The organism is Actinoplanes couchii (assembly GCF_016862075.1).
GTDB classification, from domain to species: Bacteria; Actinomycetota; Actinomycetes; order Mycobacteriales; family Micromonosporaceae; genus Actinoplanes; species Actinoplanes couchii.
The window spans coordinates 1-16,795 of the sequence record NZ_BOMG01000041.1 but is presented as its reverse complement, the minus strand read 5'-3'; the positions used below and the strand labels follow the sequence as shown (position 1 = coordinate 16,795).

Below are 16,795 nucleotides of genomic sequence, written 5' to 3'. Positions count from 1 at the left end.
AATGCTACTCGCTAGTAGAGGTGATTGTGGACATACCGGCCGCCGCCACTCGGCAAGTCTTGTTCCTCAACTGGCGGGACACGCGTAACCCCCACGGTGGCGGATCAGAAGTGTACGTGGAGAAGATCGCCGCGGAACTGATCCGCCGTGGTCACACCGCGACCCTTCTCTGTGCAGCTCACAGCGAGGGCCCGGCCGAGGAGACCGCTCCGTCCGGGCTCCGGGTGCTGCGCCGCGGCGGCCGGCACACGGTCTATCTCCAGGCCGCCTGGCTCTACCTGATCGGCGCTCTCGGCTTCGGCCCGCTGAGCCGGCGGCGCGGCGCCCGCCCCGACGTGATCGTGGACGTCGGCAACGGTTTGCCGTTCCTCTCCCCGCTCTGGGCCTTCTGTCCGGTGATCGCGCTTGTGCACCACGTGCACCGCGAGCAGTGGCCGGTGGTGCTGACTCCACGGCTGGCCCGGATCGGCTGGTGGATCGAGTCGTGGCTGGCCCCGCGGGTGTACCGGCGGTGCCGCTACGTGACGGTCTCCGCGGCCACCCGGGACGAGCTGGCGGTGCTCGGCGTCGACGCGGAGCGGGTCACGATCATCCACAACGGCACGCCGGAGATGGCGCCCGCCGAGCCGGTGGCCCGTACCGCCGAACCGTCGTTGGTGGTGGTCGGCCGGCTGGTCCCGCACAAGCGGGTGGAGATGGCGCTGGACACCGTCGCCGCTCTGACCGATGAGCTTCCCGAACTGACCCTGACCGTGGCCGGTCAGGGCTGGTGGGAGGACGAGCTGCGGGAGTACGCGGTGAAGCTGGGCATCGCCGAGCGGGTGCGGTTCGCCGGTTTTGTCAGCGACGAGGAGAAGCGGGTCCTGATGAGCCGGGCCTGGGTGGCGCTGACCCCGTCGCTCAAGGAGGGCTGGGGACTGACCATCGTCGAGGCGAGCGCGGTCGGCACCCCGAACATCGCGTTCCGGGGCGCCGGCGGCGTGGAGGAGTCCCTGGTCGACGGACGGACCGGGATGCTGGCCGAGGACCAGGCCGACTTCACCGCCAAGACGCGCCGGCTGCTGTGCGACGACGTCCTGCGGGCCGGGATGGGCAGTGCCGCCCGTGCGCACGCCGCCAGTTTCACCTGGCCGGCGGCGGGGGAGAAGTTCGCCGCGCTGGTGATGCGGCCGGTGATGGTCCCGGCACCTTCGCCGGGACCGCGAACTCACCTGGTGCCGTAGACACCCGTCGTCAGGGCGGCCTCGTCGACGCCGGCCGCGGCTTCGGTCGGCGAGCTCTTCACGCTCGACGCGAGGGCCGCCGTGCCGAGGACGCCCAGAGCCAGGGCGGCGATCCCGGCGAGGATCAGGGGTAGGGACTTGCGCATAGGGGTGACGCCTCCTTGGGGTCATTTGCTCTGCGTGCGCGGCACGCTACCACGTAGTAACTTCCCTGCGAAGGGTGTTCTCGAACAGATCCAGGTCCGGCCCGTCGTGCACCTGCCGTAATCCGGCCAGAGCCGCGGCCGGGGGCGCCGCACCCCCGATGACGTGCTGAACCACCACCCAGCGCACGTCCAGAGCGGCCAGCGGAGAACCCTCCGCGAGCGCCCGCCGCACCGCCGCCGCCCGCGCGTTCTCGCCCCGCACCACGATCGTCCCGACCACCAGCCGGTCGTCGGTCAGCACCTCGGCGTCCAGATAGCGCGGCAACGGATCCAGGACGGTACGGCCGTGATTCCAGGAGTAGGTGTGATACGCCGACAGCGGCAGCGACAGCACCGGGCCGGGATCGGCGGCCACCAGCTCCGCGACCGTCGCGAAGTCCGCCGGGTACGCCACCGGGCGCAACCGGTTCCCGGCCCCGAACGCCAGATCCGGCTGCACCGCCACCGGCAGCAGCAGCATCCCGGACAGCACCACCCGGCCGGCCCGGCGGTCGGCGAGCCGGGCCGCGGCGTACTCCGCGCCGAGCGCCACGGTCAGCGCGAGCAGCAGGGCGTACGGCATCACGAACTTCTGCCCGTCGCGCAGCAGCCCTGCCCCGGGCACCGTGCCGACCAGCCACTCCAGCAGTGTGCGCGCGCCGGGCAGCACCCCGAGCATCGCGAGCACGAGACCGCCCGCGGCCGCCACGGTCAGCCGGGCCGCCGCGCCGGACGGCCACCGTCGCCACAGCACCCGGATGCCGTACCCGGCCACCACCAGCAGGATCAGCGTCCCGATCGGGGCCAGCACCGATGCCCGGCTGGGCAGCACGGTCTGCGCGTTCCAGGTCCCGCCGGTGCCGAGCAGCGCGCCCAGCGGCCCGGTCCAGTCGTTGCCGCGCGCCGCGAACGCCGCCACCCCGGCCGGATCGCTGCGCCCGTCCGCGTCGGTCAGCGCGGCGGCGGCCAGCCACGGGGAGTTCAGCAGCAGGGTCACCCCGGCGGTCGACCAGCGTGGCGCCAGCAGCAGGGCGGTGACCAGGGCGATCACCCCGCCGGTCGGGGTGATCGCGGCGAGCGCGGCCCAGCCGGCCAGCGGCAGCAGCGCGCGACGCTCCCCGGCCCGCACCCGCAGCGCCGCCGCGGCCAGCCAGGGCAGCGCGGCGTACGCCAGCAACAGCCCCCACTGCCCGAGCAGCAGCCGCTCGGCCAGGTACGGCGCCCAGGCGTAGGTCACCGCCGCCACCAGCCGGGTCAGTGTCCGCTCGGCCGGCACCAGGCGCCCCGCCCCGAGCGCGGCGAGCAGCAGGATCGCGGCCAGCACCAGGCGTTGCAGCAGCCAGCCGGGCATCACCTGGGTGGCCGTCGAGACCAGGGCGTCCAGCGGCACCGCCCGGGGCAGGGTCGCCGACGGCAGCACCAGATCGGCGCGCAGCGGCTGCGACGGCACGAACACCATGTCGTAGGAGAGGACGTAGCCGGGCGCGGCCAGCGGCGCCAGCACCAGCGCGGTGACGATCGTTGCCGTGATCGGCAGGGCGAGCCGTCGCAGGGCGGGCCTCCTCGTGTCCGACCGATGACCCTAGTGTGACCGGCATGGCGAAGCGGAGTGGCATCGGTACGGCGGGTCTCGCGGTCACCGCGGCGGGGGTTCTGGCCAACGGGCTGGCGTACGTGGTCCCGGTGGTCGCCGCCCGGAAGTTGAGCCCCGCCGACCTGAGCGTGCTCGCCACCCTGCTGGCGATGACCGCGATCGTCGGGGTGGCCAGCACCGGCCTGCAGATCGCGATCGCCGTGCACCGGGCCCGTAACGGACCGGTCCCGGCCGGTCGCTCGGCGCTGCTCACGGTGGCCGCGTCGGCGGGCGCGCTGCTGCTGGTGCTGCCGATCGCGGTGTCCGTGCTGCGGCTGCCGGTGACCGCGACCGCGCTGGCCGCCGTCTCCACGATCGGTGTGGTGGCCGCCGGGCGCTGGCTCGGCGAGATGCAGGGCGACGAACGGTTCCTGCCGCTGGCGGCCGGGCTGGCCGTGGTCGCCGGTGGGCGGTACGGCGGCGTGGTGCTGGGCCTGGCCGCCGGCGCGAGCCTGACCACCGCGCTGCTGGCCGGGGCGGCGACCGCGATCCTGGCCCTGCCCGCGCTGCACCTGCTGGCCCGCCGGCCCCGCGACGAGCAGCACCTGACCGGCGAGCCGCTGGCCGTCCGGGCGATCTTCACCGCCGGCGCCGCGACCCTGGCGACCCTGGTCGTGTCGTACGCCGACTTCCTCCTGGCCCGCCGTTTCCTGCCGGCGGACGTCTCCGGCGCCTACGCGGTCGGCACCATCCTGACCAAGGGCGCGCTGTGGGCCCCGCAGGTGGTGACGGTGCTCGCCCTGCCCCGGCTGGCCCAGGGCGACCGGCGCACGCTGCGGCTCGGGCTGGGCCTGGTCGGGTCGTGCGGTGCGATCCTGGTGACGGCCTCCGCGGTCGCCGGTGACCTGGCGTTCCGGCTGGCGGGTGGCCCGGACTACGCGTCCCTCGGCCGGTACGCGCCGGTCTTCGCGGCCACCGGCGCCTGTTACGGGCTGGTGTTCATGCTGGTCAACGCGCAGGTGGCGGCCGGGGCCCGCTGGCCGTCGGCACCACTGTGGGTGGTCACCGTCCTGCTGGTGGCGGCGGTGTGGCTGGTCGCCCCGCGGACCGTTCCCGGGGTCGCCTGGAGCGCGCTCGCCGCATCGATCACCGCCTTGATCGCGACTGGTGTACTTGTCGCAGCGAGGATTCGGGCAGCCGTTACCGAACCGCGATCTCAGGGTGAAAACCTCACCGTCGAATAACGACTGACGGGGGTCATCGCATTGCAGAGGGTGAGTAGACGGGTTCTGGCCGGAGTGGCCGCCGTCGTGATCGTGGGGTCGGTGGGGGCGGCCGCCGCCACCCGCTGGCTGGGCTCCACCGAAGAGGACGAGGGCGGCGCCACGGCGGCCGGCCTGACCGCGATGTTCCAGGACTACGGCAACACCTCCGGCACCTGGCTCGGCGCCGACCGGACCGCCTCGGTGCCGCTGGCCGGCGGCCGGACACTGTGGCTGTTCTCCGACACCTTCCTCGGCCGGCCCGCGGCGAACGGCGCCCGGCCCGCGGAGTCCGGCCTGATCAACAACTCGGCGATCGTCCAGCAGGACGGCAAGCTCGGCCGGTTCTTCTACGGCGGCACCGCCACCGCGCCGGAGGCCCTGGTCCCGGCCGCCGCCACCGACGAGTTCCACTGGATCGGCGACGCGGTGGCCGGCGCCGGCGACACCGTGCAGGTGCTCGCCAACCGGTACCGCCGCTCCGGCGCCGGCCCGCTGGACCACCAGCTGATCGGCACGGTGCTGGCCGGCTTCAGCACCGACGCCCTCACCCCCGGCCCGGTCCGGGAGCTGCCGCTGGGCGACCGGGTCTCCTGGGGCTCCGAGGTGATGCCGGACGGCGGCCACACGTACGTCTACGGCACCGAGGTCGCCGGGAAGATGAAGTTCGCCCACCTGGCCCGGGTGGCCGGCACCGACCTGGGCGGCGCGTGGGAGTTCTGGACCGGCAGCGCCTGGTCCACCACCGAGTCCGAGTCGGCGCGGCTGCTCAGCGGCGTCGGCACCAACTACGGCGTGCGCCGGGTCGGGAATCAGTACGTGCTGGTCACGCACGAGAACAACCTGATCTTCAGCGCCGACTTCGTGGCCTACACCGCGGACAACCCGGCCGGGCCGTTCACCGGGCCGCATTATTTGTTCAGCGCCCCCGAGGTCGGTTCCGGGCACATCGTCTACGACGCCGACCTGCACCAGGACCTGTCCCCGGACGGGCGGCTGCTGATCTCGTACAACGTCAACAACCTGGACGAGGCGGTCACCTACGCCGACTCGAGCATCTACCGGCCCCGGTTCGTCGAGGCCGCCTGGCCACCGGCCGGCCCCTCGGGGAAGGCCCCGGCGGTTCCGCAGGGGCTGACCGCGGCCGCCGACGGCGCGGGCACGGCCAGCCTGAGCTGGCAGCCGGTCACCGGCGACGACGTCACCTACCGGGTCTGGCGGCGCGACGTGACAGGCGGACAGACTCATTTCGTACGCCTGCCGGGCGACGGTCCGGGTGCGGCGACCCAGTTCCGGACCGATTTCCTGACCAACGACCACGAGTACGAGTTCGCCGTGACCGCCACGACCGAGGGCGGCGAGAGCGAACGGTCCGCGGTCGCTCTGATGAAGGCCACCGTCCCGCCCCCGGACGCGCCGTCCGGCGTGACCGTGAAAGCCCACTCCGACGACGGGCGTGTCACGGTCCGCTGGAACACGGTGCCGTTCGTGCAGCTGTTCAAGGTGTTCCACCGGGATCTCACCGCCGGGCAGGAGAAACCGGAGCCGGCCGGCAGCTACCCGGGGACGAGCGCCACCGTCGGGCCGCTGGTGCACGGGCACGACTACGAGATCACCGTGGTCGCGGTCGGTGGCGGCGGGGACAGCAAGCCGTCGGACGGCGCCCGGGTCGTGCCGTCGGTGGCCCGGCCGCCCGCGCCGGGGCAACCGGTCGCCGAGGCCCGCGCCGACGGGTCCGTGCACCTGACCTGGGCCGGGGTGGCGCCCGGGTTGTCGTACCAGGTGTTCCGCCGGGACCTGAGCACCACCAACGAGGTCGGCCCGCCCGGTCTGGCGAAGGACACCCGCTTCGACACCGGAAAACTGATCCACGGCCACGAGTACGAGTTCACCGTCGCCGCCGTCAACTCCGGCGGTGTCGGCGAGCAGTCCCCACCGGTCCGGGTCCGGGCCGAGGTGGCCGCACCGACCGACTCCCCGGCCCGGCTCCGGGTGGAGGCGCGCCCGCCCGGCGTAGTCGCGCTGAGCTGGCAGTCCACCGGCGCTAAGTGGTACCGGATCTACCGCCGGGACCTCACCGCCGGGCAGACGGAGTTCGTCAAGGAGGAGATCCCGGTCGAGGGCACCAGCTCGCTCGTGCACAACCTGGCCAACGGGCATCAGTACGACTTCGCCGTCGCCGCGATCGGGGACGGCGGCGAGGGCCCCCGGTCCAAGCCGGTGCGCAAGCGGATGCCGTCGTCGCTGCCGTCCGGGGTCACCGCGCGCAGCGACGAGCCGGGCGCGGTGACCGTCACCTGGCGCGAGCCGTGGACCGGGATCAACTACCGGGTCCAGCTGCGGGACGCGACCGCCGGCGAGGACTGGCGCACCGACCCGTTCCCGGCCAGCAACGGCAGGTTCCAGACCGCACTGCTGACCAGCGGCCATCGGTACGAGTTCCGGCTCCAGTCCCCGGACGGCGACAACTCGGCGACCGCCGCGGTCACCGTCAAGTGACGGCTCACAACGACGGGGATCACGACGTGAGGCCGGGGTAATCCCCGGCGCACTTCACAGTGACCCGGCGGAAACCGCGTCTTCCTAGGCTCGGGAGCGTGGATGCCGATGTCACCCAGGTGCGAACCGTATGCGGCTACTGCGGCGTCGGCTGCGGCATGGTGCTCGACGTCGGGCGCCGTGACGGCCGGCTGACGGTGATCAAGGCGGCCGGAGACCGGGACCATCCCGCGAACTCCGGCCGGCTCTGCACCAAGGGCGCCACCAGCGCGGACCTGCTCGCCGCGCCCGGCCGTCTGGACAGCGCGCTGATCCGGGCCGATCGGGGCGGCGCCCCCGCCCCCGCCCCGATCGGCGCGGCGATCACCGAGACCGCCCGGCGGTTGCGCGCGATCGTCGACGAGCACGGGCCGGACGCGTTCGCGATGTACGTGTCCGGGCAGATGACCCTGGAAGCCCAGTACCTGGCGAACAAGCTGGTCAAGGGCTTCATCGGGACCAACAACATCGAGTCCAACTCACGACTGTGCATGGCCAGTGCGGGCACCGGTTACAAGCTGTCGCTGGGTGCGGACGGGCCGCCCGGGTCGTACGACGATCTCGACCACGCCGACACGTACCTGGTCATCGGGTCGAACATGGCCGACTGCCACCCGATCCTGTTCCTGCGGATGATGGAGCGGGTCAAGGCGGGCGCCCGGCTGATCGTGGTCGACCCGCGGCGCACCGCCACCGCCGACAAGGCCGACCTCTTCCTGCCGATCCGGCCCGGCACCGACCTGGCCCTGCTCAACGGCCTGCTGCACCTGCTCCTGGCCGCCGGGTACGTCGACCCGGACTTCATCGCCGCGCACACCGAGGGTTGGGCGGCGATGCCGGAATTCCTCGCCGACTACCCACCGGACAGGGTCGCCGAGATCACCGGCCTGACCGAAAAGGACATCCGCACCGCGGCCACGTGGATCGGCACGTCGGGCAACTGGGTCAGCCTCTGGACCATGGGCCTGAACCAGAGCACACACGGCACCTGGAACACGAACGCCCTGATCAACCTGCATCTGGCGACCGGCGCGATCTGTCGTACCGGCAGCGGGCCGTTCTCCCTCACCGGCCAGCCGAACGCGATGGGCGGCCGGGAGATGGGTTACATGGGCCCCGGCCTGCCCGGCCAGCGGTCGGTGCTGGTCCCGGCGGACCGCGCGTTCACCGAACAGGCGTGGGGCCGGCCCGCCGGGACGCTGCGCACCGAGGTCGGCCGGGGCACCGTCGACATGTTCGAACAGATGGCCGCCGGGAAGATCAAGGCCTGCTGGATCGTCTGCACCAACCCGGTCGCGTCGGTCGGCAACCGGCGCACCGTGATCGCCGGTCTGGAGACGGCCGAGCTGGTCGTCACCCAGGACGCGTTCGCCGAGACCGAGACCAACGCCTACGCCGACATCGCGCTGCCCGCGGCGATGTGGTCCGAGGCGGACGGCATCATGATCAACTCGGAGCGCAATCTCACTCTGGTCCATCCGGTCGTGCCCGCACCCGGCGACGCCCTGCCCGACTGGCAGATCATCGCCCGGGTCGCGACCGAAATGGGTTACGGCGCGTCCTTCGCCTACGGTTCGGCGGCGGAGATCCTCGACGAGATCAAAACCTTCACCAACCCGACGACTGGGTACGACCTGAGCGGCGTCACGTACGAACGGCTCCACCGCGGCCCGGTCCAGTGGCCGGCCGCCGCCGGGGGCCCGTCCCGCAACCCGATCCGGTACCGCACCGGCGCCGGCCTGCGATTCGCCACCGCCTCCGGCCGGGCCGTCTTCTTCGCCCGGCCACACACCGATCCCGCCGAGCTGCCCGACGACGACTATCCGTTCGTGCTCAACACCGGCCGTCTCCAGCACCAGTGGCACACCATGACCAAGACCTGGAAGATCGCCAAACTGAACCGGCTGAACCCGGCCCCGTTCCTGGAGATCAACCCGTCCGACGCGGCCACGTCCGGCATCGTCGCCGGCGACCAGGTGGAGATCGCGTCCCGCCGCGGGCGCGCGGTGCTGCCCGCCGTGCTCACCGACCGGGTGATGCCCGGAAACTGCTTCGCGCCCATGCACTGGAACGACCTCTTCGGCGAGTACGTCAGTGTCAACGCCGTCACCAGCGACGCCGTCGACCCGCTCTCCTACCAGCCGGAACTCAAGGTGTGCGCGGTGTCCCTGACCCGGGTCGCCCCCACCCACCCGAACCCCACCACGCCGAATCTCGCTTCCTCGACCGACGAGGGATCGGACTTCGCTTTCCCGAGCGGAGGGGCGGCGGATCCTGCCTTCCCTGGCGGCGCGGCGGCGGACTTCGCTTTCCTCGGCGGTGGGGCGGCGGAGCCTGCTCTTCCGGGCGGCGGGGGGCTGCACGCCTGGCTCGGGCTTGATCCTTCGCCGCCGGTGCTGGATGAAGGGCAGCGGCGTTACCTTGCCGGGCTGCTGGCCGGGGCGGTGACCCGGTCGGGGCCGCCGGTGCTTCCCGCGACGGCGCCGTTCGACCCGGCCACGGCCATGTGGGTGAACGGGTTGCTTGCGGGGCTGTTGTCCGACGTACCGGCGCAAGGTCGGGAAAGGTTTGGATCTTCCGGATCTTCCGGTGTGGAGGCCGGGCGGCTGCAGGTTCTGTGGGCCTCGCAGACCGGGAACGCCGAGGAGTTCGCGTCCACCGTGGCCGGGCGGCTGGCGCAGACCGGGCGGCGGGTGAGTGTGCTCGGGATGGACGGGCCGGCCGCCGACCTGCTCGATCCCGGAGCCGACCTGCTCGTGGTGACCAGCACCTTCGGGGACGGGGACGCGCCCGACAACGGGACCGGGTTCTGGGACTCGCTCGCCGGTGACGCGGCGCCCCGGCTGGACGGGCGCCGGTACGCGGTCCTGGCCTTCGGCGACTCCAACTACGACGACTTCTGCGGCCACGGCCGCCGACTCGACGAACGCCTGGCCGAGTTGGGCGCGGTCCGGCTGGCCCCGCGCGCCGACTGCGAACCCGACTTCACCGAAACCGCCGACGGCTGGCTCTCCTCAGTCCTGGCCGCCCTGACCTCCGTGCCCGCCCCGACCTCCGCGACTGCCCCGACCCCCGCGTCCGCCCTGACCCCCGCGTCCGCCATCGCCCTCGCGCCTTCCGCCCTCGCGCCTTCCGCCCTCGCGCCTTCCGCCCTCGCGCCTTCCGCCCTCGCGCCTTCCGGCAAAGCGGCTCCCATCGACGCGGTGCTCGTCGGGAATCGGCTGCTCAGCCGGGACGGGTCCGGGAAGGAGGTTCGGCGGTTCACCTTCGACACCGGGGGACAGCTCGGCTATGCGGCCGGGGACGCGCTCGGGGTCTGGCCGGTCAACTGTCCGTCGCTGGTCGAGGAGTTCCTGGACGTGACCGGGCTGGACGGGGACACCACGATCGAGGTGGACCGGGTCGGGACCGTGCCGCTCGCCGACGCGCTCAGCCGGCACCTGGACATCACCCGGATCACCCCGGGGCTGCTGCGGTTCGTGGCCGACCGGGGCGGCTCCGGCCGGCTCAAGACCCTGCTGCGCGCCGACAACAAGGGCGAACTCGCGAAGTGGAGCTGGGGCCGGCAGGCCGTCGACGTGCTCACCGAACACCGGGTCGACGCCACCGCCGCCGACTGGGCCGGGGTGCTGAAACGGCTGCAGCCCCGGCAGTACTCGATCTGCTCCACCCCGCTGACCGATCCCGCCCTGGTCAGCCTGACCGTCTCGGTGATCCGTTTCGACAACCTGACCGGCCGCTCCCGCAAGGGTGTCTGCTCCACCCACCTGGCCGACGCGCCGGCCGGCACCGAGATCCCGGTGTACGTGCAACGGGCCCCGCACTTCCGCCCGCCCGCCGACCCCAACACGCCGATGATCATGGTCGGTCCGGGTACCGGGGTGGCCCCGTTCCTCGGTTTCCTGGAGGAGCGCCAGGCCACCGGCGCCCCCGGCGGCAACTGGCTGTTCTTCGGCGAACAGCGCAGCAGCACCGACGACTACTACGCCACCGAGCTGGCCGCCCTCCGCGACGACGGCATCCTGAGCCGCCTGGACGTGGCGTTCTCCCGCGACCAGCGCACCAAGGTCTACGTCCAGGACCGGATGCGGGAGAAGGGTGCCCAGCTGTGGGCGTGGTTGCAGGCGGGCGCCCACTTCTACGTGTGCGGCGACGCCATCCGGATGGCCCGCGACGTCGACCGGGCCCTGCACGAGATAGCCGTCAACCACGGCCGCCTGTCCGAGGACGAGGCCCGCACCTACGTCAAACAACTGACCACCGACAAGCGTTACGCCCGCGACGTCTACTGACGCCGGTCGGCTCCTCCGCCGGCGCAGCCGTCGACGTGTCCGGGCCCGTCACACCGGCTGGGGCGCCGCCGGTTCCGGGTCCTCGGCGCGGGTGGCCAGCGGCTTCTCCTTCAGGGTGAAGGCCAGGATCAGGCCGGCCACCAGCACCGGGATCAGGTAGCCGAAGATCGGGACCAGGGCGTCGGCGTACGCGGTGACCACGGCTTCGCGGACCGTCTCGGGCAGGGCCCGGACCAGGGCCGGTGTCAGGGAGTGGCTGTCGGTCAGGGCGCCGCCGGTCGGGAGGGCGGTGGCGAGCCGGTCGGTGAGGCGGCTGGCGAAGACGGCTCCGACGACGGCGGTGCCCAGGGTGGCGCCGATCTCGCGGAAGAAGTTGTTGGCCGACGTCACGGTGCCGACCTCGCTCTGCGGGAAGGCGTTCTGCACGGCCAGGACCAGGGTCTGCATCATCAGGCCGATGCCGGCGCCGGCGATCACCAGGTAGGCGCAGATCACCCACAGTGGGGTGTCGATGCCGATCCGGGAGACGAGGGCGGCGAAAACGATCAGTAACCCCGTACCGGCAATGGGATAGATCTTGTATTTTCCGGTGCGTCCGAGCAGTGCCCCGGAGGTGAGCGCGGTGGCCATGATGCCGACCACCATCGGGAGCATCAGCAGGCCTGATTCGGTGGCCGACACGCCGTAGACCATCTGCAGGTAGGTGGGCAGATAACCGACGATCGCGAACATCGCCACGCCGACCACCAGCATGCCGAGCAGGGTGGCCACCACGAAGATCGAATTGCGGAACAAGTGCAGCGGGATGATCGGTTCGGCGGCGCTGCGCTGTGACAGCAGGAACGCCGCCCACGTGGCGACCGCCGCGGCTCCGAGTCCGAGAATGATCGGGTCGGACCAGTCGTATTCGGTGCCGCCCCAGGTGGCGAACAGGACGGTGCAGGTGACCGCGACGGCCATCAGTGCGGTGCCCGGGTAGTCCAGGCGCACGGTCCGGTTCCGGCGGGGCAGGCGGAGCGCGAACAGGGCGACGCCGATGGCGACGGCGCCGAGCGGCACGTTGATCCAGAACGCCCACCGCCACGAGTGCTGGTCGGTGAACCAGCCGCCGAGCAGCGGGCCGGCCACCGAGGCGATGCCGAAGACGGCGCCCATCGGGGCGAGGAACTTGGCGCGTTCGCGGGGCGGGACCAGGTCGGCCACGATCGCCTGCGAGATGATCATCAGTCCGCCGCCGCCGAGGCCCTGCAGTGCCCGGCCGGTGATCAGGGCGGGCATGCCGCCGGCGAGGGCGGCGACGACCGATCCGGCGACGAAGAAGCCGATCGCGGCCACGAACACGATCTTGTGGCCGATCAGGTCGCCGAGTTTGCCGTAGACCGGCATGCCGATGGTGGCGGCCAGGATGTAGGCGGTGGTCACCCACGCCATGTGTTCCAGGCCGTGCAACTCGCCGACGATGGTCGGCAGCGCGGTGCTGAAGATGGTCTGGTCGAGGGCGCCGAGCAGCATCGCGACCAGGAGTGCGGCGTACACGAGCAGGAAGTTGGGTGGCATGGGGGTCTCCGTTTTTGTGGAGACGGCGTCTCCGGTTAAGCGAACCTAGCACTAAGCGGAGAAGAAGTCTCCGGTTGTTAGGATCGTCTCCATGCCCCGCCCCCTGCGCGCCGACGCAGCCCGCAACCGCGAACTGCTGCTCCAGGCGGCCCGCGAGGTCTTCGCCAGACGCGGGCTCGACGTCACCCTCGACGAGATCGCCAGGCACGCCGGAGTCGGCGTCGGCACCGCCTACCGCCGGTTCGCCAACAAGGAGGCGCTGGTCGAGGCGCTGTTCGAGGACCAGCTCGACCGGATGGTGCATTTCGCCACATCGTCCCTGCACCGGGTCGACACCTGGGACGGGTTCGTCGGCATGGTCACCGCGTTCAGCGAACAGATGGCCGCCGACCGGGGCCTGCGCGAGGTGGTGTTCCGCAACTACGGCCGCGACGACCGGATGGCCCAGATCCGGGAACGCTTCGTCCCCGCGATGGAAGCCGTCGTCCGGCGCGCCCAGGACGCCGGGGTGCTCCGCCCCGACGCCGCCCCCACCGACCTGCCGATCATCGAGATGATGCTCGGGGTCGTCGACGTCTTCGCCGAACCGGTCCGGTCCGGCCTCTACCCGCGCTACCTCACCCTGATCCTGGACGGGCTGCGGGCGCGGCCAGGGCTCACCCCGTTACCGGTGCCAGCCCTGACCCACGACGAATTCGATCGCCTGACACTGATCCCGCCGCCGCCCGGCCTGTGACAGCCTGGCTCTATGACAGCCTGGTGATCGCTTTATGACAGCCTGGTGATCGCGCCTTTCAACCGGGCCAGATCCCGGCGGCGCTGCTCGATGGTGGTCGCGATCCCCACCAGCAGCAGACCGCCGACGGCCAGCGGAACCCAGCGCGGCACCAGATCCCAGAACTGCACCAGCTCGTGCAACGCCACCAGGATCAGCACCCCGCCACCGGTCACCACCGGTGCCTGCAGCCGGGCCCGCGCCCCCAGCAGCAGCACCACCAGGGCGCCGACCCCGAGCAGCAGCCGCCGCAGATACTGCGGATCGTCACTGGCGCTGTACGCGATCACCGCCAGTGACGGCAGGAACGTCGCCGCCAGGGCCGGGCCGTAAGCCGACCACGACGGCAGCTCCGGACGACCGCGCCGGGCCAGCCAGCCGGCCGCCAGCGCCAGCAGGGCCGCCGGCAGCGTGTACGCCTCGGCGGTCTCCACGTCCCGCTCCCACAACAGCAGCCACCAGCTGATCAGGGTCAGCGCGGACGCGGCCAGACCGTACCCGGACCGGACCGCCCGGCTCTCCCGCGGCCGCAGCGCCCGCACCACCAGCACCAGCGCCCACAGCCGCAACACGTGCGCCGCCCAGCTCGTCGAATCGGCGAGCAGCAGCGCGATCAGCGCCGCCGAGTGCGCCACCACGAACGGGGCGTCCGCCTCGGCCGGGCGCCGGCTCCGCAACACCGCCTCCAGGGCCACCACCAGGGCGCCCGCCACCAGGACGGACACCGGAGCGGCCGGACCGCGATCGATCAGATCACCGACGGTGTACGCCACGACGACCAGCGCGACCGACCCGGCCGTCCAGCCCGTCACCCGCGCCACCGCACCGGCACCGGCCACGCCGACCACCGCGGAGGCCACCACGACCAGCGCGAACGCCGCGATCGTGGCCCCGTGCCCCGCCAGCGACCCGGCAGCCCCGGCCGCCGCCAGCACACCGCACAGCACCGCGGCCAGATCCGTCGAGATCCGCCGGGCCGAGGTCAGCGCCGCCGCCGTCACCCCGAGCAGCCCGCAGACCAGGGCCGCAATCGGCATCGCCGGCCACGGCACCGCAGCCGCGGCCAGCACCAACGGCACGAGCAGAGCAACAAACGGAGCCAAAGTCCTTGCCAGTACGCCGCCCCGAGGCGCCGTCGCTCTCCCCGCTTCCGCCGCCGCTGCTTTCTCCGCTACTGCTTCCTCTGCCGTCGCTTTCTGCGTCGCCGGCCTCGGGAAAGTCAGCAGCCGGGCCAGAGCGACCGCGACTCCCGCCACCGCGATGGCGATCACGCTCGACCAGGCCACCGGCGACTGCACCGGCGCGACATCCGACCAGATGTCGGTAGCGGCCGTCCACGGCTCGAAGACGACGACGGCGACGTCCGTGAAGGTCAGCCCCAGCAGGGCCAGAGCCGGAAGAATCGCCGGAACCAGCACGACAGCCGGCCCGTTGGCACGAACCGTCGGGGCAGGCATCAGCGCGACGACAAGCACCAGAGCCGCGGCGGCGTAGTAGACCACCGGATCCGACCCGGGCAGCGACCACAACGGAGCACTGACCACAACGGCCACGGCGACCCCGAGCGCATAGAATCCGTACCCCGGAACCGCCCGGGCAATCAGATGCGCCACCAGGCACAGAACAACGGCGACCAGCAGCGAGGCCCGAACCTGAGTGGTCACGTCGGCGTCGGCGGCCAGCAGACCCAGCCACACGGCAGGCCCCAGCGCGACCAGCCCCACCACGAGCGACCCGGCCCCGACGTCCCGCCCACGCGCACCGGCCCGAACCGCCAGCGCCACACCGACCCCGAGCAGCACCACCGACCCGAGCACCGCCGCCACCACCTCGGCCCGCCCGGCACCGATCAGGACGGCGTAGGAGACGAACGCGCCACTGAGCAGAACCCGGAAGACCGACTCGGTAGGGGTACGGGACCAGGCGGCCCGCCCCAGGGCAACGGCGGCCACCAGCATCCCGGCAACAGCGGCAGACCACCAGACAAGCCCGAACGACGCCGGAACCAGCAGCCCCACCCCACCAAGAACACCCAGCGCAAGATCCCCATGCACCCGCCGAGGAACAAGCAGCGCATAGGCCACAGCCGTCACGAGTAGCGCAACAACAGAGTCCGCCCCGGGCCCGTAACCAACCACCCCACCCGAAGCATCAAGCAGCGGCCGGGCGATCTCGAAGCTACGTCCCATCGAGGCAACAACAGCAACAAACAGCCCCACAACCGGAAGCGCCCCAGCAACGAGCGCCCCCACCCAGGGCCCCTCCCCACCACCCCGCCGAACAGCCCCCAACAGCCCACGCCCCCCACGCGAACCGCCTACCGCCCGCACCGGCCCTGCCGCACCTGCCGGCCCTGCTGCACCTGCGTGGCCTGCTGCACCTGCCGGGTTCGCCGCCCCCGTCGGCTGCGGCGCACTTGCCGTCCCTGCCGGTCCTGCCGGGCGCGGCGCACTTGCCGTCCCTGCCGGTCCTGCCGGGCGCGGCGCTCCTGCCGTCCCTGCCGTCCCTGCCGTCCCTGCCGTCCCTGCCGGTCCTGCCGGGCGCGCCGGACCCGCCGCCCCCGTTAGCGCCGTTGCAGTTCCAGCACCAGTTCCGGCCGCCTCAGTTCCGGCCGCCTCAGTTCCAGCCGCACCAGTTCCAGCCGCGGCGTCGCTGTCGCCGCTCCTATCGGCTTCACCGTCTCCAACTGCTTCGCCTTGAGCGTTACCTCTGCCCTCTCCGTGTCCTTCGCCAGCAGCGCTAGCTGGGCTTTCGTTGCTAGATTTTCTTTCATCGCTAGCTCGGGTGTCACTGCTAGCTCGGGTGTCACTGCTAGCTTGGGTGTCACTGCTAGCTCGGGTGCCACCGCTAGGTTGGCTTTCGCTGCTAGGTCGATCTTCGCCATCGATGGCGTCGGGGTTGGCCTTTGCGCGTGGGACGCTGCCGTCTTCTGAGGCGTGGTCTCCGTTTTCACCTGCGGGCGTGGGCATCGTGCCGGTGGCTGTTGAAGTAGCTCCGGCCAGCGAGGGGCGCGGCCGCAGATAGGCGCCGACGACGGCGATCAAGAGCGCTACCAGGGCGAACCTCGTCAGCAGCCAACCGGAATTGTCTGCTCCGATCTTGATCTCGACCACCCAGCGGAAGCCGACTACCGCTGCGGTCACCACGAGCAGTGCGGAGGTGATCCGCCGAGCCACGGTGAGCCGGGACAATACCGTCCAGGCCATCAGGGCGATCGGTACCAGCTGCAGAACCGCGCCGGCCCGGATCACCGGCCCCGCACCGTCGACACCGACCAGATCGATGAAGGCGATAAGACCCGCAAGCGCCGCCGCGACGGTGCCGAACGCGTGGGCGAACCCCCGCATCACGCTCTCGACAGTGGTCGGCGGAACCGCCGCGACCTGGAAT

10 protein-coding genes are annotated in these 16,795 nt (G+C 72.0%); 5 read left to right on the top strand and 5 right to left on the bottom strand.

Going from position 1 to position 16,795, the window contains the following annotated elements; all coding sequences use genetic code 11:
• Positions 1-26: 26 nt before the first annotated feature.
• Positions 27-1,223, top strand: coding sequence for a glycosyltransferase family 4 protein (locus Aco03nite_RS14125; protein WP_203795537.1), 1,197 nt, complete (start codon positions 27-29; stop codon positions 1,221-1,223).
• On the opposite strand, the gene Aco03nite_RS14120 is transcribed toward Aco03nite_RS14125, so the two are convergent.
• Both Aco03nite_RS14120 and Aco03nite_RS14115 read right to left on the bottom strand, forming a co-directional pair.
• Complete coding sequence (locus Aco03nite_RS14120; protein ID WP_203795536.1) at positions 1,208-1,369, bottom strand: hypothetical protein; 162 nt, start codon at positions 1,367-1,369, stop codon at positions 1,208-1,210. The two genes, Aco03nite_RS14125 and Aco03nite_RS14120, sit on opposite strands and share 16 nt — an antisense overlap.
• Positions 1,370-1,415: 46 nt before the next feature.
• Complete coding sequence (locus Aco03nite_RS14115) at positions 1,416-2,960, bottom strand: MmpA family trehalose lipid delivery protein (RefSeq protein ID WP_486303514.1); 1,545 nt, start codon at positions 2,958-2,960, stop codon at positions 1,416-1,418.
• A 44-nt stretch (positions 2,961-3,004) separates the two neighbouring features.
• Between Aco03nite_RS14115 and Aco03nite_RS14110 the strand changes: the two genes are divergently transcribed.
• From Aco03nite_RS14110 to Aco03nite_RS14100, 3 genes are all read left to right on the top strand, one after another.
• A complete protein-coding gene (locus Aco03nite_RS14110; RefSeq protein ID WP_203795534.1) occupies positions 3,005-4,225 on the top strand; it encodes a lipopolysaccharide biosynthesis protein in 1,221 nt (406 codons plus the stop codon).
• A 30-nt stretch (positions 4,226-4,255) separates the two neighbouring features.
• Complete coding sequence (locus Aco03nite_RS14105) at positions 4,256-6,742, top strand: DUF5005 domain-containing protein (RefSeq protein ID WP_203795533.1); 2,487 nt, start codon at positions 4,256-4,258, stop codon at positions 6,740-6,742.
• A 98-nt stretch (positions 6,743-6,840) separates the two neighbouring features.
• Positions 6,841-11,073 (top strand): bifunctional nitrate reductase/sulfite reductase flavoprotein subunit alpha, encoded by a 4,233-nt coding sequence (locus Aco03nite_RS14100; protein WP_239145151.1) that lies wholly within the window; start codon positions 6,841-6,843, stop codon positions 11,071-11,073.
• 48 nt (positions 11,074-11,121) lie between these two features.
• Here the strand turns inward: Aco03nite_RS14100 and Aco03nite_RS14095 are convergent, their stop codons facing one another.
• Positions 11,122-12,630, bottom strand: coding sequence for an MDR family MFS transporter (locus Aco03nite_RS14095; protein ID WP_203795532.1), 1,509 nt, complete (start codon positions 12,628-12,630; stop codon positions 11,122-11,124).
• A gap of 91 nt (positions 12,631-12,721) precedes the next feature.
• On the opposite strand from Aco03nite_RS14095, the gene Aco03nite_RS14090 reads away from it, so the two are divergent.
• On the top strand, positions 12,722-13,366 hold the full coding sequence (locus tag Aco03nite_RS14090; RefSeq protein WP_203795531.1) for a TetR/AcrR family transcriptional regulator: 645 nt from the start codon (positions 12,722-12,724) through the stop codon (positions 13,364-13,366).
• Positions 13,367-13,398: 32 nt separating this feature from the next.
• On the opposite strand, the gene Aco03nite_RS14085 is transcribed toward Aco03nite_RS14090, so the two are convergent.
• A complete protein-coding gene (locus tag Aco03nite_RS14085) occupies positions 13,399-15,423 on the bottom strand; it encodes an SCO7613 C-terminal domain-containing membrane protein (RefSeq protein ID WP_203795530.1) in 2,025 nt (674 codons plus the stop codon).
• A gap of 545 nt (positions 15,424-15,968) precedes the next feature.
• The gene (locus Aco03nite_RS14080; RefSeq protein WP_203795529.1) at positions 15,969-16,289 is read right to left on the bottom strand and encodes a hypothetical protein; all 321 of its coding nucleotides are present in this window, start codon (positions 16,287-16,289) and stop codon (positions 15,969-15,971) included.
• Positions 16,290-16,795 lie beyond the last annotated feature (506 nt).

Excerpts from the sequence above, each read along its gene's own strand:
- Aco03nite_RS14120 (WP_203795536.1), bottom strand. The coding sequence starts at position 1,369 with ATGCGCAAGTCCCTACCCCTGATCCTCGCCGGGATCGCCGCCCTGGCT.
- Aco03nite_RS14080 (WP_203795529.1), bottom strand. The coding sequence starts at position 16,289 with ATGGCGAAGATCGACCTAGCAGCGAAAGCCAACCTAGCGGTGGCACCC.
- Aco03nite_RS14110 (WP_203795534.1), top strand. The coding sequence starts at position 3,005 with ATGGCGAAGCGGAGTGGCATCGGTACGGCGGGTCTCGCGGTCACCGCG.
- Aco03nite_RS14090 (WP_203795531.1), top strand. The coding sequence starts at position 12,722 with ATGCCCCGCCCCCTGCGCGCCGACGCAGCCCGCAACCGCGAACTGCTG.
- Aco03nite_RS14095 (WP_203795532.1), bottom strand. The coding sequence starts at position 12,630 with ATGCCACCCAACTTCCTGCTCGTGTACGCCGCACTCCTGGTCGCGATG.